This is a genomic window from Mesorhizobium sp. PAMC28654 (genome assembly GCF_020616515.1).
Classification (GTDB): Bacteria; Pseudomonadota; Alphaproteobacteria; order Rhizobiales; family Rhizobiaceae; genus Mesorhizobium.
Genome location: NZ_CP085135.1, coordinates 839,387 through 859,033, shown reverse-complemented (window position 1 = coordinate 859,033; position 19,647 = coordinate 839,387). Strand labels below are relative to the sequence as shown.

Below are 19,647 nucleotides of genomic sequence, written 5' to 3'. Positions count from 1 at the left end.
CTATTAGGTCGCAACCATCAGGACACGTTGCGCACGCAAAACCGATTCCGATTTTCGGGCTCATGCGTTACGTTCACCGCAAGCGTGGATAAAGGCTTTTCGTTTGTCGAGCGGATTTTTCATCACCTTCGAAGGCGGCGAAGGAGCAGGCAAGTCGACGCAGATCGAGCGGTTGGCCAGGAAGATGCGCGCCAAGAAGTACGATGTCGTCGTCACGCGTGAACCGGGAGGATCGCCCGGCGCCGAGGCCGTCAGGCATGTGCTGCTTTCCGGTGCGGCCGAACCGTTCGGCCCCAAGATGGAGGCGCTGCTTTTTGCGGCCGCACGCTCCGACCATGTCGAGCAGGTTATTCGCCCGGCGGTCGAGCGCGGCTCGATCGTGCTTTGCGACCGCTTCATGGACTCTTCGCGCGTCTACCAGGGCGTCACCGGCGACATCGACCCGGCGTTCATGGAAGCGCTTGAAAAAGTCGCGGTCAACGGCATGGTGCCGGACATGACGCTGATCTTCGACATCGACCCGACAGAGGGGCTGCGGCGGGCAACGGTGCGGCGCGGCACGGAAGCGGCCGCCGACCGTTTCGAGAAGGAAACCCTGGCCATCCATCAGCGACGGCGCGATGCCTTCCTGGCGATCGCCGCCGCCGAACCGGAGCGCTGCATTGTGATCGACGCGTCCGCTGATCCCGACACGGTCGAGAATGTCGTCACCGCCGCTGTGTTCGCGGCGCTGGAGACCAGGACGCCGTCCAACCACAAGCAGGCCACGCCCGCATGATTTTCGAACGCATCGCACCGGAACAGCATGACACGCTGGACGGCGTGCCGGAGCCGTCGGAAACGCCCCGTCTGGTCGGACACCTGCAAACCGCCAACATGCTCGCCGCCGCCTATCGCTCCGGAAAGCTGCCGCACGCGTTGATCTTCGCCGGGCCGGTCGGCATCGGCAAGGCGACACTCGCTTTTCATCTGGCGCATCATCTGCTGAAATATCCGGCCTTCGAACACGCGCCACCAATCTTCGCGGTCCCGGACCCGTCATCCTCGCTGTTTCGCCAGATTGCGACCGGGGCACACCCGTCGGTGCTGCATCTGACCCGACCGGCGAACGACAAGACCAAAAGCTTCAAGACCGTCGTCACCGTCGATGAAATCCGGAGGGTCAACCGCTTCCTGTCGATGACTTCACACGACGGCAGCTACCGGGTGGTGATCGTCGACCCCGCCGATGACATGAATACCAATGCCGCCAATGCCTTGCTGAAGAACCTCGAGGAGCCGCCGCCGCGAACCCTGTTCATCCTGATTGTGCACGCGCCGGGCAGCCTGTTGCCAACCATCCGGTCGCGCTGCCAGATGGTGCGTGTGTCGCCGCTCGATGCCGACGATCTCATGACCGTGCTGGCGACCGTCGAGCCGCCACCGCCAGAGGATCCGGCCGCGCGCGCGGCATTGGCCGAACGGGCAGGGGGCAGCGCGCGCACGGCGATCCTTTTGACGCAATATGGCGGGATCGAAATCGCCAGCACCCTGGATGCCCTGGTGAGCGCCAGGAAAAGCGATGTCGCCGGAGCCTATCGCCTGGCGGAAGCTGTGGCTGGCCGCGACCAGGCCATACAGTTCGACATCTTCAACCGGCGGGCACTGGACCTGCTGTCGGGCGCGGCAAGTCAGGCCGCATTGGCCGGCGATCTTGCGCGTGCGAAAACGCTGTCGGATACCTGGCATGAGGCGCTGGACGCTGTATCTGAAACCGAAACCTACAATCTCGACAAGAAGCAGCACGCCCTGATCATGATCGACCGCCTGAATTCTGCAATGCGAATGTGATGGCCCCGTTATGCATGCCGTTGCCCCAAAACCGGGCCACTTTTGGTCGTCATGCATTGGCCTCGGGATGGCAATCGCCGTCCCGATGCGATATCCACCGCCACAACTGACATTCAGACATTCATGACGGTTCATTCATGTCACGCGACACATTCTACATCACGACCGCGATCTCCTATCCGAACGGCAAGCCGCATATCGGCCACGCCTATGAGTTGATCGCGACCGACGCGCTCGCCCGCTTCCAGCGCCACGACGGCAAGGACGTGTTCTTCCTCACCGGTACCGACGAGCACGGCATCAAGATGCTGCAGACCGCGAAGCGGGACGGCATCTCGCCGCGCGAACTTGCCGACCGCAATTCAGCCGACTTCAAGCGCATGGCGACGGCTCTGAATGCCTCCAACGACGACTTCATCCGCACGACTGAAGAGCGGCACTATGCGTCGTCCCAGGCGATCTGGAAGGCGATGGCCGCCAATGGCGACATCTACAAGGGCGGCTATGCCGGCTGGTACTCGGTGCGCGACGAAGCCTATTATGGCGAGGAGGAGACCGAGGTTCGCGCCGACGATGTCTGCTACGGCCCTCAGGGCACGCCGGTCGAATGGGTCGAGGAAGAGAGCTATTTCTTCCGGCTGTCGGCCTATCAGGACCGCCTGATGGCACTCTATGAAAACCAGCCCGACTTCATTGGCCCTGCCGAACGCCGCAATGAGGTGACGAGCTTCGTCAAGTCCGGCCTCAAGGACCTGTCAATCTCGCGCACCACCTTTGACTGGGGCGTGCCGGTGCCAGGCGACGACAAGCATGTGATGTATGTGTGGGTCGATGCATTGACTAACTACATCACTGCTGTCGGCTATCCCGATGAAAATGCTGACAAATGGCGCTGCTGGCCAGCGGATGCACATATTATCGGCAAGGACATTGTTCGCTTTCACGCGGTCTACTGGCCGGCCTTCCTGATGTCAGCGGGAATCCCGTTGCCGAAGCGCGTCTTTGGCCATGGCTTCCTGTTCAATCGCGGTGAGAAGATGTCGAAGTCGGTCGGCAACGTCATCGACCCGTTCACCATGGTCGAGCATTATGGCGTAGACCAGGTGCGCTATTTCTTCCTGCGCGAGGTGCCGTTTGGTCAGGACGGCAGCTACAGCCATGAAGCGATCGTCAACCGCACGAACGCCGATCTTGCCAACGGCCTCGGCAATCTGGCGCAGCGCTCGCTGTCGATGATCGCCAAGAACTGCGGCGGCATGGTGCCGAAGCGCGGCGACCTGACGGAGGCCGACAAGGCGATCCTGGATCAGGCGGTGGCCGCTCTTGCCACCGCGCGCAAGGCAATGGCTGAGCAGGGCATCCATCTGGCGCTTGCGACGATCTTCAACGTCGTGGCGGAAGCCGATCGCTACTTCGCTTCGCAGGAGCCATGGGCACTGAAGAAGACTGACCCGGCGCGGATGGAGACCGTGCTGTGGACGACCGCCGAAGTCGTCCGGCGCGTGGCGCTGCTGTGCCAGCCCTTCATTCCGGGATCGGCCAGGAAGCTGCTGGACCTGCTGGCGGTGCCGGTGGACAACCGTGATTTCGTGCATGTCCACGCGGACAATGCGCTGGTTCCCGGCGCTGCGTTGCCTGTGCCGGAAGGCGTGTTTCCGCGCTACGTCGAACAGCCGGACGCGAACGCCTGATGCTTGTCGACAGCCACTGCCATCTGGATTTTCCAGATTTCGCCGAGGAGCGGGCGGCCATTGTCGCTCGCGCCAAAGCTACCGGGGTCGGCCGCATGGTGACGATCTCGACGCGGGTGAAGCGTTTTCAGCAAATCGTTGAAATCGCGGAGACTTTCGACGAAGTCTATTGTTCGGTCGGCACCCATCCGCACAATGCCGCCGAAGAGCTGGATGTGACAAAGGACGATCTCGTGCGCCTGTCCGCCCATCCGAAGGTGGTGGCGATCGGCGAGGCTGGGCTCGACTATTTCTACGATAAAGCGCCGCGCGATGCGCAAGCGCAGGGCTTTCGCACCCATATCGCCGCCGCGCGTGAGACCGGGCTGCCGCTGGTCATTCATTCGCGCGATGCCGATGACGACATGGCTAATATGCTCACGGAAGAAACAGGGAAGGGCGCCTTCCCCTTCATCCTGCACTGTTTTTCCTCGGGACGCGGATTGGCCGAAGTGGGTGTCGCGCTTGGCGGCTACATTTCCTTCTCAGGCATCCTGACCTTCAAGAATTCGACCGAGTTGCGCGCCATTGCCGCCGATGTGCCGCATGACCGCCTGCTGGTGGAAACCGACGCGCCATACCTCGCGCCGATCCCGTTTCGCGGCAAGCGCAACGAGCCGGCCTATGTCGCGCATACGGCCAAGGTGCTGGCGGAAACCATCGGTATCAGCGAGACGGAGATCGCAGCCGCCACGACGGACAATTTCTTCCGCCTGTTCCGGAAGATGCCGCGCCCGGACGTACGGGGCGCCTGAAGCATGACCGACCGGCTGCGCCTCACCATTCTCGGCTGCGGCTCATCGCCGGGCACGCCGCGCATCACCGGCGACTGGGGCAATTGCGATCCGGCCAATCCCAGGAACCGGCGTATGCGCACCGCGGCTCTCGTCGAGCGGATAGCGGAAAATGGTGCCAGGACCACGGTCGTTGTCGACACCGGTCCTGACTTTCGCGAACAGATGCTGCTGGCGTCTGTCAGGCGCATCGACGGTGTTGTCTACACCCATCCACATGCCGACCATATCCACGGCATCGACGATTTGCGCGGCTTCGTGCTCGACCAGCGCGAGCGGATCAACGTTCATGCCGACCAAGCCACCATGCTCAGGTTGCGGGAAGCGTTCGGATATTGCTTCGAGACACCGCAAGGCAGTTCCTATCCGCCCATCGTCAAGCCGCATCTCATCGACCATGGCAGGCCGGTGACCATTGAAGGAGAGGGGGGTGCCCTCACCCTCGAGCCGCTGCCACAGATCCACGGCGATATCATATCGCTGGGCTTTCGCATTGGCGGACTGGCCTACTGTCCGGACATCAGCGACTTCCCGGAGACTACCGCCGAGCGGCTGAAAGACCTGGACGTGCTGGTTATCGACGCGCTGCAGTACAAGACGCATCCAAGTCATTTGTCGCTAGACCAGGCGCTTGGCTGGATCGAACGGCTGGCGCCCAGACATTCCGTTCTGACGCATATGCATGTGCCGCTCGACTATGCCACGGTCATGGCCGAGACGCCGGCCAACGTCGAGCCGGCTTTTGACGGCTTGATTATTGAAATTCCTTTTGAATCAATGTGATGGGAATTGTTCTTCATGGCTGGCAGCATTGATCGTGTGACCAAGGCGGCGGCTGATGCAGGGCTCGACATCGAGATCAGGCGCATGGGCGCCTCGACGCGCACGGCCGAGGAAGCCGCCGCGCAATGCGGCTGCACGGTGGCGCAGATCGTCAAATCCTTGATTTTCCAGGGAGAAAGCAGCGGAAAGCTGTTTCTGTTCCTGGTGTCCGGCAGCAATCAGCTTGATCTAGCCAAGGCCGCGGCATTGACCAATGAGCCGCTCAAGCGCGCCGACCCAAGACAAATCCGCGACGAGACCGGCTTTGCCATTGGCGGCGTCGCGCCCATCGGGCACCTGATCGTGATACCGGCATTCGCCGATGAAGTCCTGCTGGGCTTCGATCGCATCTGGGCTGCCGCCGGTGCTCATGATGCGGTGTTTGCCGCCGAGCCGTATGCGATGATCAACGCCGCGAAGGCTGTGGTAGCGGACCTGGCGGCCTGAGGGATGGCGCTTAGATGCGCTGAGTCGTGGTGGCTTCCGATGATACCGGCCGCAACGCTGTCATGATCAAGCTGCTGACATTTCTACAGAATTTCGACCTACCGCCATACCGATCAGTTCCATAATCTATCTTATGCGACTTTTGTATGTAATGGAAGGAACGCATCCTGATGAAGACTTTCGACCTGGTTCATTGATGGCGTCCAAACTCCTCCCATCACGTTCTTCGGCTAACCAGTGCGGCGACAAGGCCTGGGCCTATCGCTGGGAGACCTTCCCGTTCGCGTGAGCGACCTTCCCGAGACCGCCATCCTCGCGCCCATGCGCTACGCGACGCTGGTGGTCAACCGGCTGCGCGCCAACGAGCCGTCCCGGCGCCGGCCCCAACGGCAGGGACTTCTTCCTGCCCTGGCGCCACCATCACCCGGGCGAGTTTCGACCGTTCGGGCGACGACAGGGCCGCCGCGCATCAGCGTCTTGCACGGCTCAGCGAACACTCCGCGACAATCGAACGCTCCCGGTTGCTGTTGGATGACGATTAGGATGGTGCTTTCCGGAAAGGCCTAGGCTTCCTGCTGGATGGCCTCTCCCTAAGATAGAATTCCGTCTCGCCCCAATAGGGGCCGCCTATCAAAGGGGTCGGCGCTGTCACCCGTGCTGCGTCTGCCGCAGGCGGATCTGATAACCCAGAGCACGCGCTGCCGCCGGCGCGATCAGCATCAGGCCCGGCTTTTCAGTAAATTCGCCGTCGAAATCCGCCGGGCTTGCAATGCCGTGCCAGGGTTCGATGCAAAGGAATGGCGCACCGCCGGGCTTGGACCAGATGCCCAGTTCCTGAAATCCGTGCCAGGACATCTCGATGGCCGCCCCCCTGTCGGCAGCGTAGCGCACGCCAACGCTTGCTGGACGATCCAGAATGACGGCGTCGTCGTCAAACAGCCGCTCGGAAAGCTCGAGAATCTTGCCATCAACAGGCGTCGGCTGCGGTGCTGCCAGCAGCAGGCCGTCCCTCAAGCGGCGGATCGGAGCGCGCTCGGCTTCGGCAAAGGTCAGCCTGTAATCCGTCTTGGCGAGACCCGGCCGCAGCGGCCAATTGAACGCCGGATGGGCGCCTATCGATGCCGGCAGCGTCTCGTTGCCGGTGTTGGTGATTTCGAAGCGTATGGAAAGTTCTCCGTCCGCCACCGAATAGTTGATCGCCAGACGGAAGGCGAACGGATAGTGCGATCGGGAATCGGCATCGTCTATGAGAACCAGCGTGCAGGATCGAGGCCCCCTCTCCGCCCATTCAAACTGCCTGTCACGGGCAAAACCGTGCTGCGTCATCGGATAGGTTCGGCCGCGATGACGCAATTGGTCGTCCTTCAGCCGGCCAACGATGGGAAACAACACCGGCGAATGGCGTCGCCACTCCGGTCCGGCCTGCCACAAGAACTCGAGCCCCTCCGCGTTTCGCAGGGAAACAAGCTCCGCGCCCTGCGCGACTATGGTCGCTGTGATGCCGTCACCATGAAGCGTCTGACTGTCCTGTGGCACATGTCCTCGCGCGGTCGGTCTGTTGGCGTTGCAACAGGCAGGGTAGCAAAAGCTTCGGCAGGTTCAAATCTTGCCGCGCAGCCGCTATTCGTGGACCAGCGCTGCGGTCTTATGGAATGGCATTCACACACTTTCAGCTTGGCGCGGTTGAAACTGCTGGTGGTCGGCGACCAATTTTCGTATCACTCCGCCGCGCCAACGGAACCATACCAATGTTCGAAGACCTGCAGCCAGCCCCCGCCGACAAGATACTCGCCCTGATCGGGCTCTACCGTGCTGACCCGCGACCCGACAAGGTCGATCTCGGCGTCGGCGTCTACAAGGATCGCGACGGCAAGACACCGGTGATGCGCGCTGTGCGCGAGGCTGAAGAGCGTCTGCTGCAGAGCCAGGATACCAAGACCTATCTCGGGCTCGTTGGCGACACCGCCTTCAACACGGCGATGGCCAAATTGTCCTTTGGCCCGGCAGCCGATCTGACGCGCATTCGCGCCGCGCAGGCGCCAGGCGGCTCCGGCGCGCTGCGCCTGGTGGCGGAATTGCTCAAGCGGACCCGTTCCGATGCAACCATCTGGCTGTCGGACCCGACATGGCCCAACCATATGCCGGTGATGCGCGCCGCCGGCCTGCAGATTCGCGACTATCCGTATTTCGACGCCGCCTCGGGCGCCGTTCGCTTCGACGACATGCTGGCGGCGCTGCGGACGGCAAGAAGCGGCGATGTGGTGTTGCTGCACGGTTGCTGCCACAACCCGACGGGTGCCAATCTGAGCGATCAGCAATGGACTGCTGTCGCCGACCTGGTCGTAGAGCGCAGCCTGCTACCCTTTGTTGACATCGCCTATCAGGGTTTTGGCGAAGGCCTGGACGCAGATGCCGCCGGCTTGCGGATTCTGGCCGCGAAGGTTCCTGAAATGGTCGTTGCGTCCAGCTGCTCGAAGAACTTCGCTGTCTATCGCGACCGTGTTGGCGCGGCCATGGTCATGGCCAAGGACGGCGCCCAGGCGGATGTGGCGATGAGCCAGATGCTGTCGGCGGCGCGCGCCATGTACTCAATGCCGCCAGATCATGGTGCGGCCGCCGTGCGCATCGTGCTCGAAGACGCCGCGCTGCGCGCCGACTGGGAGGCGGAGCTCGAGGAAATGCGCCAGCGCATGCTCAGGCTGCGGGTCGCATTCGCCGACGCGTTGCGGCGTCAGTCCAATTCCGACCGCTTTGATTTTGTCGCCCACCATCGTGGCATGTTTTCGCGTCTTGGCCTTTCCGAAGCCCAGGTAGAGCGTTTGCGTATCGAGTATGCCGTCTACATGGTCGGCGACAGCCGCATCAATGTGGCAGGCCTGCCGGAAGACGGCATGGATGCGCTCGCCAAGGCCATTATTTCCGTGCTGGATTGAGCCCAACTGTGGACAAGATCCCCTCGCCGGTCGACAGCGTTGGCCGTGCGACGGGCCGCAGGTTAGCATTCGGCGCATGAAGCCATCGAAAGACATTTCCCGCCTGATCGAGATCATGGCGGCGTTACGGGCGCCAAAGACCGGCTGTCCGTGGGACATCGAGCAGGACTTCTCGACCATCGCGCCCTACACGATCGAGGAAGCCTACGAAGTGGCGGATGCCATAGCGCGCGGAGATCTCGATGACCTGCGCGACGAACTCGGCGATCTCCTGCTGCAGGTCGTCTACCACGCGCAAATGGCCGAGGAAGCCGGTGAGTTCGCCTTCGGCGACGTGGTCCAGGCCATCACGACCAAGATGATCCGCCGCCATCCGCATGTCTTCGGCGATGAGAAGGCCCGCAGCGCCGGCATGGCCAAGGGCATGTGGGAAAAGATCAAGTCCGAGGAGAAGGCCGAGAAGCGGAGCGCCCGCCTAGCTCGCGGGCTTGATCCCGAGGACAACGGCAAGGGTTTTCTGGACGGTATTCCCCTCGCCTTGCCCGCGCTGACCCGGGCGCTGAAGCTTCAGGAGAAGGCTGCCCGCGTCGGCTTCGACTGGAGCGAGGCAGCACCGATCCTCGACAAGATCGAGGAAGAGATCGGCGAATTGCGCGAGGCGCTGGCCAAGGGCGACACGGCTTCGATCAAGGACGAGTTCGGCGACATGTTGTTTGCTTTCGTCAATCTCGGACGACACCTCAAGGTCGATTCCGAGGCGGCGCTGAGCGGGACAAACGAAAAATTCCACTCGCGCTTCCACTATGTCGAGCAGGCGGTGGAAGCATCCGGCGGCACGCTCGAAAAGGCGACATTAGACGAGATGGAAACGCTTTGGCAGGAAGCCAAGAGCGCGAAATAAACGCTCTTAGCCGTTGTTCTTGCGAAGCAATCGGCTTTCGATCTCTTCGCGGGCGATTTGCGTGGCCTGCAGTGAGATGGTGACACTGCCATCTTCATTGTCGGTCCTGGAGACGACGTCACCATTGCGATACAGCCAATCGACAAGACCGAATTGTGCCGGCTCGATCGTCACGGTCAGGGACTCCAACTCGCCCGACATACGCGTCTCTATGATCGCCTTGAGCGCGTCGATCCCCTCGCCGGTGATCGCCGATATGGCAATCGGTGGCGCCTTGTTGCCGTCAGCGCTGTCAGCAAGCAGCCGGTTTCTGTTGCCTTCGTCGAGCTGGTCGATCTTGTTCCACACTTCGATGACGCGCTTGGTGTCGCCTGCATCCACGCCGAGATCGGCGAGGATGCGCTCGACATCCTCAGCCTGCGCGGCAGTATCGGGATCGGAAATGTCGCGCAGGTGGATGACGAGATCCGCCTCGACCACCTCCTCCAGCGTTGCCCGGAAGGCCGCGATCAGATGCGTCGGCAGATCGGAGATGAAGCCCACCGTGTCGGACAGGATGATCGGCGTGCCGTGTGGCAGGCGCACGCGACGCAATGTCGGATCGAGGGTGGCGAACAGCATGTCCTCCGCCAGGACGTCAGCTCCGGTCAGCCTGTTGAACAGCGTCGACTTGCCGGCGTTTGTATAGCCGACGATCGCGACCACCGGGAAAGGTACCTTCTTGCGCTTGGCACGGTGGAGGTCGCGCGTACGCCGCACCGTTTCCAGCTCGTGCTTCAGCTTGATGATCTTTTCCTGCAACTGCCGCCGGTCGGATTCGATCTGCGTTTCACCGGGGCCGCCTAGGAAGCCGGCGCCGCCGCGCTGCCGTTCAAGGTGCGTCCAGCTGCGCACGAGCCGGCCTTTCTGGTAATTCAGATGGGCCAGTTCGACCTGCAGCGTGCCTTCCTTGGTTCGCGCTCGCTCGCCGAAAATCTCCAGGATAAGCCCGGTGCGGTCCAGCACCTTGGCGTTCAATTCCTTTTCGAGATTGCGCTGCTGCACCGGCGTCAACGGATGATCGACGATGACCAGCTCGGCGTGACCCTCTTTGACGATCTCGGCGAACTCCGCAACCTTACCGCTGCCAAGCAAGGTCGCCGGACGCGGATCGTTGACGGTCACAACCGCGGTATGGATGGGGTCAAGGTTGATGGCACGGGCAAGGCCGACCGCCTCGTCGCGGCGGGCGTCGGCCGAACGCGTCAGCCGAGGGCGATTTTTTTCATCGTCGCCGCGCGGCTGGCGGGTAAGCACAGGCACGACAACAACGGCGCGGGTCGGACCTTTATCTTCCGTCCCCGGCTGTGCTGATTTTCCACGAACGCTGCGGTCCGCGTCTTTCTCACGTGCCAATCAGGCGCCCTGGCTTTCCTCGCCATCGAACATCTGAACCGGCTGGCTCGGCATGATCGTGGAAATGGCGTGCTTGTAGACGAGCTGGGAGTGACCGTCCCGGCGCAACAGAACGCAGAAATTGTCGAATGAGGTGACCACGCCGGTCAGCTTCACGCCGTTGATGAGAAAGATGGTGAGCGGGTTCTTGCTCTTGCGAACTGAATTCAGGAACAGGTCCTGAAGGTTTTGCGATCGTTCCGCCATTGTTCTTGTCTTTCGCCGATCCCCTTCGGTTTGCAAGCCAATGCGCCAAATTAACCGGCCCATGTCAAGCGCGCAAACACCGTCTTGTCGTCAGGAACGACAAGCAGAACGAGATATATTGATGTTCATTCCACCTGTGCGGTTATCAGGCTGGACTTTTTTCCGCAATGTCAAAAAAGGCTTGCCGCAACGAAAGTGTTATTGAGCCGGGATGGCCGTTGGCGACGGGATCGCCGTCAATCGCTATAATCGGCATGGCAATCGTGGTCGCGGAGCTGAGGAAGGCCTCCCGCGCGGCCTTGGCCTCGGCAACCGAAAACCCTCGCTCCTCGACTTTCAACCCGAGTTTGGCGGCGACATCGAAAAGGGTCGTACGGGTGATGCCGCGCAAAATACCGTGCTCGGCTGGCCGTGTCACAAGAACGCCGTCCCTGGTGACGATCCACGCATTGGACGATCCGCCTTCCTTGACGTTGCCGTCAACGTCGACGAACCATGCCTCCTGGGCGCCGGCCTCCTTGGCCTTCTGCTTGGCCAGCACATTGGGCAACAATCCGACACTCTTGATGTCGACCCGGTCCCAACGATTCTCCGGCACGGTAATAACCTTGATACCGGTCTCGACACGCTTCGCGTTTGCGGCGGGATCGGCCTTCTTCGCCGTAATCACCAATGACGGCTTCGTGCCCGCGACCGGAAAAACAAAATCCCGGCTGGCAACGCCGCGCGTCACCTGGACATAGACCAGGCCATCCACGACATGATTGCGGTTGACCACCTCGCGCAGGAGGAGCGGCAATACGCCCCGGCTGACCGGCCAGTCGATCGACAATTCGGTCAGTGAACGGTTCAGCCGCGCAAGATGACGAGGCATATCGACAATAAAGCCCCGTGCAACCTCGCAGACCTCATAGACACCGTCGGCGAACTGATAGCCGCGATCCTCGATGTGCACCGAAGCGTCGGCGTGAGCGACATAGCGCCCGTTCACATAGGCAATGCGCGACATGGTCCACCCCTGCAAGAATTCTCGGGCTTTCTTAGGCAATTCCGCCGCTGCCGTAACCGACAATTACGTAGGCCACGGCGGGCGGGACGACGGACGGGATCAGACGCCGAGCGACTTCAGCTTGCGATGAAGCGCGGAGCGTTCCATGCCGATGAACTCGGCGGTTTTCGAGATGTTGCCGCCGAAGCGGTTGATCTGGGCGATCAGATAGTCCTTCTCGAACTGTTCACGGGCCTCGCGCAGCGGCAGCGCCATGATGTGCTGGTCCGACTGGTTCGGCGTTCGCGGCATGACATCGCCGATCTCGGACGGCAGAAGGTCGGCGGTGATCGGCGAATCGACATCGTCGCCGCGTGCCAGGATCATCAGCCGCTCGACATTGTTGCGCAGCTGGCGGACGTTGCCGGGCCAGTTATGCGCCTGCAGCACGGCAAGCGCGTCATCGCCGATACGGCGTGGCTTGATGCCGGCCTGTCGAGCGATCTGCTTCATGAAATTGTCGACGAGATAGGGGATGTCCTCGCGCCGCTCGGCCAAGCCCGGCACCATGACCGGAACCACGGCCAGACGGTGGTAGAGATCCTCGCGAAAACGACCATCGGCGATCATCGCCTCGAGGTTCTGCGAGGTCGAGGAAATGATGCGGACATCAACCTTGACCCGCTTGGTGCCCCCTACCCGTTCGAACTGCTGTTCAACCAGCACGCGCAGGATCTTGTTCTGTGTCTCACGCGGCATGTCGGCCACTTCGTCGATATAGAGAATGCCGCGGTGCGCCTCCTCCAGCGCGCCGACCTTGCGCTCCACACCGTTCGATTCGGTGCCGAACAGCTCGATCTCCATGCGCTCGGGCGTGATGTTGGCGGCACTGAGCGTGACAAACGGCGCGGTCTTGCGCGCCGACAGCGTATGGATGGCGCGCGCGGCAAGTTCCTTGCCTGATCCGGAGGGGCCAATGATCATGACGCGGCTGTTAGTCGGCGCGACACGCTCGATGGTCTGGCGTAACTGGCTCATCGCCGACGACATGCCGATCAGGTCGAAGGTCTCGCCACTGCGCTGCTTGAGGTCCGAGACTTCGCGCTTCAATTTCGAGGTTTCGAGCGCACGCTCCGCGATCAGAATCAGCCTGTCGGCCTTGAATGGCTTCTCGATGAAGTCATAGGCGCCGCGACGGATGGCCGACACCGCGGTTTCAATATTGCCGTGGCCCGAGATCATCACCACGGGCAGGTTCGGATGCATCGTCTTGATCTCGTCCAGCAACGCCAGACCGTCGAGGCGCGATCCCTGCAGCCAAATGTCGAGGAAGATCAGCCTCGGCGCTCGGTCGGCGATCGCCGCCAGCGCGCTGTCGGCATCGAATGCCGTGCGGGTTTCATGACCTTCGTCGCTCAGGATACCGGCGACAAGTTCACGGATGTCTTCTTCGTCATCGACGATGAGAATGTCAGACGCCATTACCGACCTTTTCAGTTTCTCGTTCGTATTCCGTCCCGCCCTCGCCGCGCGACGACGGTGCGGTGGCAGCGGCTGGCGGCAGGATGATTGAGATCATCGCGCCGCGTCCATTGTGGAAGTCCGCGGGTGCATCATTGAGTTCGAGCCTGCCGCCATGGTCCTCCACGATCTTCTTGACGATAGCGAGGCCGAGCCCCGTGCCCTTCTCGCGCGTCGTCATATAGGGCTCCAGCAGCCTTTGACGATTCTCACGCGGCAAACCTTTTCCGTTGTCGATGACGTCGATGCGAATCGCGCCATTCTGACGCCCGGCCTGAATCCGGATTATGCCGTGGTAACCATCCTCTTCATCAAGTCCGTCTATGGCCTCGGCCGCGTTCTTGATGATGTTGCCGAAAGCCTGCGCCATCAGACGGCTGTCAAACGTGCCTTTGAGCGGCTCAGTGCCGAACACCCTTTCGAAGGTGATGTCCGAACGGCTGACCTCGATCAGGAACGAGGCCTCGCGCAGCGATTCGCGCAGGTCTATCGCCTTCATTTCGGGTTTGGGCATGCGTGCGAATGCCGAGAATTCGTCGACCATGCGGCCGATGTCCTCGACCTGCCGGATGATCGTGTCGGTGCATTGGTCGAAAACCTCGCGGTCCTCGGTGATCACCTTGCCGTAGCGGCGCTTGATACGTTCGGCGGAAAGCTGAATCGGCGTCAGCGGATTCTTGATCTCGTGGGCGATGCGACGCGCCACGTCCGCCCAGGCGGAAGAGCGCTGAGCCTGTACCAGATCGGTAATGTCGTCGATCGTGACAACATAGGATTTTTCTTCCGCGCCATCGTTGCCGGCCTCGATCGTGATCTGCACGTTGAAGGTGCGCTCGGCGCCGGTGCGATAGAAGGTCACCTGCTCGCGATAGACGGGTTTTCCCGACTTGCGGCCGATCTCGAAGACGCGGCCGACATGCGGCAGCACGGTGGACAGGTTCTGGCCGAGTGCTGCCGTGGCGGATATGGCCAGCATCGTTTCAGCCGACCGGTTGACGATGGTGACGATGCCATACGGATCAACACCGATGACGCCCGCGGTAACGCCTGCAAGCACCGCTTCCGAGAAGCGTCGCCGCTCGTCGATGAGGTCCTTGGCGGACAGGATCTCATTGCGCTGCGATTTCAGTTCCAACAGCATCTTGTTGAACGTGTCACCAAGCGATGCGACGTCGCCGTCGGAGGGCCGGACGGGAACCGAGACATCGAGATTGCCGGTCGCGACCTCGTCGGCGGCCCCGATCAGCTGACGAATGGGTCGTACCAGCCGGTCGGCAACGGCGATGCCGGTCCAGATGGCGGACAGGATGATGATGAGCGTCAGCGACAGATATGGAAGTGCGAAGGCCACCTGCGAGGTGCGGCGATTGTCCTCGAGGCCGCGATACTCGTCCGTGTTGGCCTTGACGATCTGTCGCGCCTTGATCACTTCGGGGTCAACGAGGCGGATGGTGTAGAGATAGAGGCCATCGATCTCACGCAGCTTGACGATGGCGCCCATGATGTTGCGCGTTTTCGGCTCGATCAGCACCGGCTTGCCATCGACGGCGCTCGCTACGGCGCCCTCCGGTGGCTCCGGCATGGCAAAATCGGCATCAGTCTTGGCACTCATGACAAAGGAGCCATCCGGCTTGATCAGTGCCGCATGTGCCAGCGTCCGCCCGACAGCCTCCTTGTTCATCAGATCGAGGAAGCCGGTTCGATCGAGGCCGTAGAGCGTGCGCGATGCATCCAGATCGTAGGCCATCGACAGCGTCGTGCCCTGAAGGTTGCGGGCATTTTCCTGCACATAGGCGTCGGCGATCGACAGCGACGAATTGACGATCGTCTTGGTGCGGATTTCAAACCAGCGATCGAGGCCTATGTCGAGCGTGATCGACGCGATGATCGCCACCATGATGGCGGGAATTGCCGCGACCAGCGCAAACATCGCCACGATGCGAACATGCAGGCGCGACGCGGCCCTGCCGTGCCGGCGCGCCATGAGGATGCGGTGCACCTCGCGCCCGACGAGTGCGATAAGGAAGAGGACGAAGGCGGCGTTGAGAGCAATCAGCGCCAGCGTCGTCGTCTCATTCGGGGTGATCGGCGTGGCGCCCACCAGAATGGCGAACGATATGGCCGCGGCGACCAATGCTCCCACGACAGCGATCACGCCCGGCAGCGCAAGCAACCGGCGCCCATCCTTTCGACGGATCTCGCTGAAAAGCGATTCTTTCAGAATTGGTAACTGCAGGGCCATGTCGCCGTCTAAAGCCATTGATTGCGTCGGATGTATGCAACGCATTGTGGCGATTATGCAACAAGTGTGGCCGAGACGGAAATGTTTCGGCAACCATCCCCTAAAAACGACCTAAAGGCGCGCTTCTTGCCGGGGATCAGCCCTGTCTCGACGACTTGTAGACGTTGACGCCGAGTTCGCGGATCTTCTTGCGCAGCGTGTTGCGGTTTAGCCCCAGCAGTTCGGCGGCCTTGACCTGGTTGCCGCGCGTTGCCGTCATCGAGGCCAGCACCAGCGGATATTCAACCTCGGACAGAATGCGCTGGTAGAGGCCGGCAGGCGGCAGTTCGCCGGCGAATGATGCGAAATAGCGCTGCAGGAAATGCTCAACCGCCTGGCCGATGGACAGGTCGTCGGGAATGAGATTGCCGCCGCCGGGAACGACCGGCCGCTCGCCTGTCTTCAGTTCCGCCTCGATGATCTCGGCGGAAATCTCGTCCTGCGAATAGAGCGCGGCCAGCCTGCGGACAAGATTTTCAAGTTCGCGCACATTGCCCGGCCAGGGATATCGCTTCATCAACTCGATGCCGCCGGTGGAAATGCGCTTGGTCTGCAGGCCTTCCATGGCGCCCAGCTTGAAGAAATGCCGGACAAGGTCCGGAACGTCCTCCGAGCGTTCGCGCAGCGCCGGCAGCCGCAGTGGCACGACATTCAGGCGATAGAAAAGGTCTTCGCGGAAAAGCCCCTGGTTGATCAGCGTACGCAGATCCTTGTTGGTGGCGGCAACAATGCGCACATCGGTCTTGATCGGCGTGCGTCCGCCAACGGTCGTGTATTCGCCTTGCTGGAGCACGCGCAGCAGGCGCGTCTGCGCCTCCATCGGCATGTCGCCGATCTCGTCGAGGAACAGCGTGCCGCCCTCGGCCTGCTCGAAACGACCGGACGATCGGTTCTGCGCACCGGTGAAGGCACCCTTCTCATGGCCGAACAGTTCCGATTCGATCAGATCGCGTGGTATCGCCGCCATGTTGATGGCAACGAATGGACCGCCACGACGGCGGCCATACTCGTGCAGCGCGCGCGCCACCAGTTCCTTGCCGGTGCCGGATTCGCCACTGATCATCACCGTCAGGTCGGTCTGCATCATGCGCGCCAGCATGCGGTAGATGTCCTGCATGGCGGCTGAGCGGCCGACCAGCGGCATCGCGTCAGGCTGTTCTTCCGGCCGCGTATCGATCTTCGGCTTGCGAGGTTCGGAAAGCGCCCGGTTGACGATGTTGAGGAGCTCCGTCAGGTCGAACGGCTTCGGCAGATATTCGTAGGCACCGGTTTCAGAGGCGCGAATCGCGGTCATGAAAGTGTTCTGCGCGCTCATGACGATAACCGGCAGCTCCGGTCGCGCCTTCTTGATGCGCGGCAGCATGTCAAAGGCGTTCTCGTCCGGCATGACCACATCGGTGATGACCAGATCGCCCTCGCCCGCCGCAACCCAGCGCCACAGGGTCGAGGCGTTGGATGTCACGCGCACATCGTGGCCGACGCGCGACAGTGCCTGATTGAGAACGGTGCGGATCGCCGCGTCGTCGTCGGCGACCAGAATATTGCCGCGAACGGTCATTTGCGGTCTCCTTCACTGTCATCGTCGGCGCCGAACGGCGTTTCTTTCCAGGCGGGCATCAGGATGCGGAAGGTGGTTCCGCGCGGCGTCGAATCGCATTCGATGATGCCGCCATGCTCACCGACGATCTTGGCAACCAACGCCAGCCCAAGGCCCGAACCGTTCGGCTTGGTGGTGATGAAGGGATCGAACAGGATCGGCAGGATGTCCTCGGACACGCCAGAGCCATTGTCCCGAACACAGAATTCCAGCGGCAGTGATACGCGATCCTGGGTGCCTGGAACCGAAACACGAATGCCCGGGCGAAAGGCCGTCGACAGGATGATCTCGCCCTGCGGGTCGCTGCCTATCGCCTCGGCGGCATTCTTGACCAGATTCAGAAACACCTGGATGAGTTGATCGCGATTGGCAAAAACCGGAGGCAATGATGGATCATAGTCCTCCAATATCTTGATTCTCTTTGCAAATCCGTTCTTGGCAATCGCCTTCACGTGATCGAGAACGACGTGGATATTGACCGGATAGCGGTCGATCGGCCGCTCGTCGGAGAACACTTCCATGCGATCGACCAACGACACGATGCGATCGGTCTCGTCGGTGATGAGGCGTGTCAGTGCACGATCCTCGTCCGACGCCGACAGTTCGAGCAGTTGGGCAGCACCCCTGATCCCCGACAACGGGTTCTTGATCTCATGGGCCAGCATCGCGGCCAGACCAGTCACCGAGCGCGCCGCGCCGCGATGCGTCATCTGCCGATCGATCTTGTCGGCCATCGACCGTTCCTGGAACATCACCACGACGGAGCCGGGAAACTCCGGCACCGGCGCGACATAGAGATCGACGACCTTCTCGATGCCGAGGCGCGGCGAGGAAACGTCGACCCGGTATTCGTTGACGGGGGCGCGGCGCTCGCGCACCTGATCGACTAGTGTCAACAGCGGGCTGCCGAAAGGAATGAGCTTGGACAATGTGTTGCGGGCAAGCATGTTCGCGCTCGAGCGGAAGAAATCCTCAGCATCCGCATTGGCGTAGGTTATGAACCCTTCCCCATCGACCATGATTACGGGGCGTCGAATCGTGTTGAGCACGATGTGGGCGGCCTCCGCCATTTCAATGCCCTGTGCTACCGGGGAATTCATGCCGCGCTCCGCAGGCTCAGTGTTTCCGGCGCGCCTGAAAAAACGTCGCGCAGCAGCACGATGACGCGCTCGGGCTCGAATGAGGTGAGTATGGCCTTGCGATGCTCGTGGCTGACACTGGAGGCGTGCCGGTCAAGATACCAGCCAAGATGCTTGCGCGCCTGACGCAGCCCGCTCTCCTTGCCATAAAGGGCCAGCATGTCCTCGTAGTGGGAGACGACATAGTCAGCCAAGGCTTGCCCGCTGGCGGGGATGCCGGGAGCGACTTGTTCCAGAGTCGCCGCAGCTATGCTGCCTGCCATCCAGGGCGCGCCGTAATGCGCTCGGCCGATCATGATTGCGTCAGCGCCGGACTGGTCGAGGACCTCGGCGGCCTCCGTCGGCGAGGAAACGTCGCCATTGGCAACGACGGGGATGGACACGGCTTCCTTGACGCGGGCAATGGCGCGCCAGTCGGCCTTGCCCTGGTAGAACTGGCAGCGCGTGCGGCCATGCACAGTCACCATCCTGACGCCGGCCTGCTCGGCGCGGCGCGCAAGTATCGGCGCATTGAGCGCGCTTTCATCCCACCCAAGGCGCATCTTGACCGTCACAGGCACCTCGACCGCGCCAATCACGGCCTCGATCAGCGACAGCGCATGGTCGAGATCCAGCATCAATGCCGAACCGGCATAGCCGCCAGTCACCTTCTTGGCCGGGCAGCCCATGTTGATATCGATGATGTCAGCGCCCTCGCCCGCGGCGATGCGCGCGCCTTCGGCCATGTGCAGCGCTTCGCGGCCAGCAAGCTGGACCATGTGGACGGGCAGTCCGGAATGGCGGATGCGCAGGTCGCAACCGGCTCGCCCCTTGGCCAGTTCGCCGCTCGCCACCATTTCGGACACGACCAGTCCGGCCCCGTGCGCATGGGCGCGCTGCCGGAATGGCTCGTCGGTGATTCCCGACATGGGGGCCAGGAACACGCGATTGCGTATTCTTATGCCCCCAACGTCCAGTGGCGCGGCCAATTTGCTTAACTCAGGCATGCACAAAAACCAAGCATGTTCAATTGCTGCACATTCT

The 19,647-nt window shown here is 61.7% G+C and carries 17 protein-coding genes and 1 pseudogene; 9 read left to right on the top strand and 9 right to left on the bottom strand.

The annotated features are described in order from the left end of the window. The first annotated feature begins 103 nt into the window (after positions 1–103). From tmk to LGH82_RS04175, 7 genes and pseudogenes are all read left to right on the top strand, one after another. Positions 104–778, top strand: coding sequence for a dTMP kinase (tmk, locus tag LGH82_RS04205; protein WP_227347419.1), 675 nt, complete (start codon positions 104–106; stop codon positions 776–778). Then, a complete protein-coding gene (locus tag LGH82_RS04200; RefSeq protein ID WP_227347418.1) occupies positions 775–1,830 on the top strand; it encodes a DNA polymerase III subunit delta' in 1,056 nt (351 codons plus the stop codon). The genes tmk and LGH82_RS04200 overlap by 4 nt, the downstream gene beginning before the upstream one ends. 137 nt (positions 1,831–1,967) lie before the next feature. After that, the gene (gene metG / locus LGH82_RS04195; protein ID WP_227347417.1) at positions 1,968–3,521 is read left to right on the top strand and encodes a methionine--tRNA ligase; all 1,554 of its coding nucleotides are present in this window, start codon (positions 1,968–1,970) and stop codon (positions 3,519–3,521) included. Then, positions 3,521–4,315 (top strand): TatD family hydrolase, encoded by a 795-nt coding sequence (locus LGH82_RS04190; protein ID WP_227347416.1) that lies wholly within the window; start codon positions 3,521–3,523, stop codon positions 4,313–4,315. Before metG ends, LGH82_RS04190 begins: the two co-directional genes overlap by 1 nt. A gap of 3 nt (positions 4,316–4,318) precedes the next feature. Beyond that, positions 4,319–5,137 carry an MBL fold metallo-hydrolase gene (locus LGH82_RS04185; protein ID WP_227347415.1) on the top strand — a complete coding sequence of 273 codons (819 nt, stop codon included), beginning with the start codon at positions 4,319–4,321 and terminating at the stop codon, positions 5,135–5,137. Positions 5,138–5,152: 15 nt separating this feature from the next. Continuing rightward, on the top strand, positions 5,153–5,623 hold the full coding sequence (locus tag LGH82_RS04180; protein WP_227347414.1) for a YbaK/EbsC family protein: 471 nt from the start codon (positions 5,153–5,155) through the stop codon (positions 5,621–5,623). 410 nt (positions 5,624–6,033) lie between these two features. Continuing rightward, positions 6,034–6,165, top strand: a pseudogene (locus tag LGH82_RS04175) (TetR family transcriptional regulator); the annotation flags it as partial. A gap of 106 nt (positions 6,166–6,271) precedes the next feature. Here LGH82_RS04175 and LGH82_RS04170 read toward each other — a convergent pair. Continuing rightward, entirely contained in the window at positions 6,272–7,159 is an 888-nt protein-coding gene (locus tag LGH82_RS04170) for an aldose 1-epimerase family protein (RefSeq protein WP_227347413.1), read from the bottom strand. A gap of 212 nt (positions 7,160–7,371) precedes the next feature. Between LGH82_RS04170 and LGH82_RS04165 the strand changes: the two genes are divergently transcribed. Both LGH82_RS04165 and mazG read left to right on the top strand, forming a co-directional pair. Continuing rightward, positions 7,372–8,556 (top strand): aromatic amino acid transaminase, encoded by a 1,185-nt coding sequence (locus tag LGH82_RS04165; RefSeq protein ID WP_227347412.1) that lies wholly within the window; start codon positions 7,372–7,374, stop codon positions 8,554–8,556. A gap of 76 nt (positions 8,557–8,632) precedes the next feature. Then, positions 8,633–9,457, top strand: a complete 825-nt coding sequence (mazG, locus tag LGH82_RS04160) for a nucleoside triphosphate pyrophosphohydrolase (protein WP_227347411.1) — start codon at positions 8,633–8,635, stop codon at positions 9,455–9,457. A gap of 6 nt (positions 9,458–9,463) precedes the next feature. Here mazG and hflX read toward each other — a convergent pair whose 3' ends face one another. From hflX to dusB, 8 genes are all read right to left on the bottom strand, one after another. Further along, positions 9,464–10,852, bottom strand: a complete 1,389-nt coding sequence (gene hflX, locus LGH82_RS04155; RefSeq protein WP_227347410.1) for a GTPase HflX — start codon at positions 10,850–10,852, stop codon at positions 9,464–9,466. After that, entirely contained in the window at positions 10,853–11,098 is a 246-nt protein-coding gene (hfq, locus tag LGH82_RS04150) for an RNA chaperone Hfq (RefSeq protein ID WP_006202172.1), read from the bottom strand. Positions 11,099–11,243: 145 nt separating this feature from the next. Further along, on the bottom strand, positions 11,244–12,107 hold the full coding sequence (locus LGH82_RS04145) for a D-amino-acid transaminase (RefSeq protein ID WP_227347409.1): 864 nt from the start codon (positions 12,105–12,107) through the stop codon (positions 11,244–11,246). A gap of 99 nt (positions 12,108–12,206) precedes the next feature. Next, the gene (locus tag LGH82_RS04140) at positions 12,207–13,568 is read right to left on the bottom strand and encodes a sigma-54-dependent transcriptional regulator (protein ID WP_227347408.1); all 1,362 of its coding nucleotides are present in this window, start codon (positions 13,566–13,568) and stop codon (positions 12,207–12,209) included. After that, positions 13,558–15,849 (bottom strand): sensor histidine kinase NtrY-like, encoded by a 2,292-nt coding sequence (locus tag LGH82_RS04135; RefSeq protein ID WP_227347407.1) that lies wholly within the window; start codon positions 15,847–15,849, stop codon positions 13,558–13,560. The genes LGH82_RS04140 and LGH82_RS04135 overlap by 11 nt, the downstream gene beginning before the upstream one ends. A gap of 136 nt (positions 15,850–15,985) precedes the next feature. After that, positions 15,986–17,446 (bottom strand): nitrogen regulation protein NR(I), encoded by a 1,461-nt coding sequence (gene ntrC / locus LGH82_RS04130; RefSeq protein WP_227347406.1) that lies wholly within the window; start codon positions 17,444–17,446, stop codon positions 15,986–15,988. Continuing rightward, a complete protein-coding gene (locus tag LGH82_RS04125) occupies positions 17,443–18,585 on the bottom strand; it encodes a two-component system sensor histidine kinase NtrB (RefSeq protein WP_227347405.1) in 1,143 nt (380 codons plus the stop codon). Before LGH82_RS04125 ends, ntrC begins: the two co-directional genes overlap by 4 nt. Further along, entirely contained in the window at positions 18,582–19,610 is a 1,029-nt protein-coding gene (gene dusB, locus LGH82_RS04120) for a tRNA dihydrouridine synthase DusB (RefSeq protein ID WP_227347404.1), read from the bottom strand. Before dusB ends, LGH82_RS04125 begins: the two co-directional genes overlap by 4 nt. Between the last annotated feature and the right edge of the window lie 37 nt (positions 19,611–19,647).

What these genes read in the sequence shown, in the direction of transcription:
- LGH82_RS04180 (WP_227347414.1), top strand. Translation starts at nt 5,153, where the DNA reads ATGGCTGGCAGCATTGATCGTGTGACCAAGGCGGCGGCTGATGCAGGG.
- LGH82_RS04125 (WP_227347405.1), bottom strand. Translation starts at nt 18,585, where the DNA reads ATGAATTCCCCGGTAGCACAGGGCATTGAAATGGCGGAGGCCGCCCAC.
- metG (WP_227347417.1), top strand. Translation starts at nt 1,968, where the DNA reads ATGTCACGCGACACATTCTACATCACGACCGCGATCTCCTATCCGAAC.
- hfq (WP_006202172.1), bottom strand. Translation starts at nt 11,098, where the DNA reads ATGGCGGAACGATCGCAAAACCTTCAGGACCTGTTCCTGAATTCAGTT.
- ntrC (WP_227347406.1), bottom strand. Translation starts at nt 17,446, where the DNA reads ATGACCGTTCGCGGCAATATTCTGGTCGCCGACGACGACGCGGCGATC.
- dusB (WP_227347404.1), bottom strand. Translation starts at nt 19,610, where the DNA reads ATGCCTGAGTTAAGCAAATTGGCCGCGCCACTGGACGTTGGGGGCATA.
- LGH82_RS04165 (WP_227347412.1), top strand. Translation starts at nt 7,372, where the DNA reads ATGTTCGAAGACCTGCAGCCAGCCCCCGCCGACAAGATACTCGCCCTG.
- LGH82_RS04135 (WP_227347407.1), bottom strand. Translation starts at nt 15,849, where the DNA reads ATGGCCCTGCAGTTACCAATTCTGAAAGAATCGCTTTTCAGCGAGATC.
- LGH82_RS04145 (WP_227347409.1), bottom strand. Translation starts at nt 12,107, where the DNA reads ATGTCGCGCATTGCCTATGTGAACGGGCGCTATGTCGCTCACGCCGAC.
- LGH82_RS04200 (WP_227347418.1), top strand. Translation starts at nt 775, where the DNA reads ATGATTTTCGAACGCATCGCACCGGAACAGCATGACACGCTGGACGGC.
- LGH82_RS04140 (WP_227347408.1), bottom strand. Translation starts at nt 13,568, where the DNA reads ATGGCGTCTGACATTCTCATCGTCGATGACGAAGAAGACATCCGTGAA.
- LGH82_RS04185 (WP_227347415.1), top strand. Translation starts at nt 4,319, where the DNA reads ATGACCGACCGGCTGCGCCTCACCATTCTCGGCTGCGGCTCATCGCCG.
- mazG (WP_227347411.1), top strand. Translation starts at nt 8,633, where the DNA reads ATGAAGCCATCGAAAGACATTTCCCGCCTGATCGAGATCATGGCGGCG.
- LGH82_RS04190 (WP_227347416.1), top strand. Translation starts at nt 3,521, where the DNA reads ATGCTTGTCGACAGCCACTGCCATCTGGATTTTCCAGATTTCGCCGAG.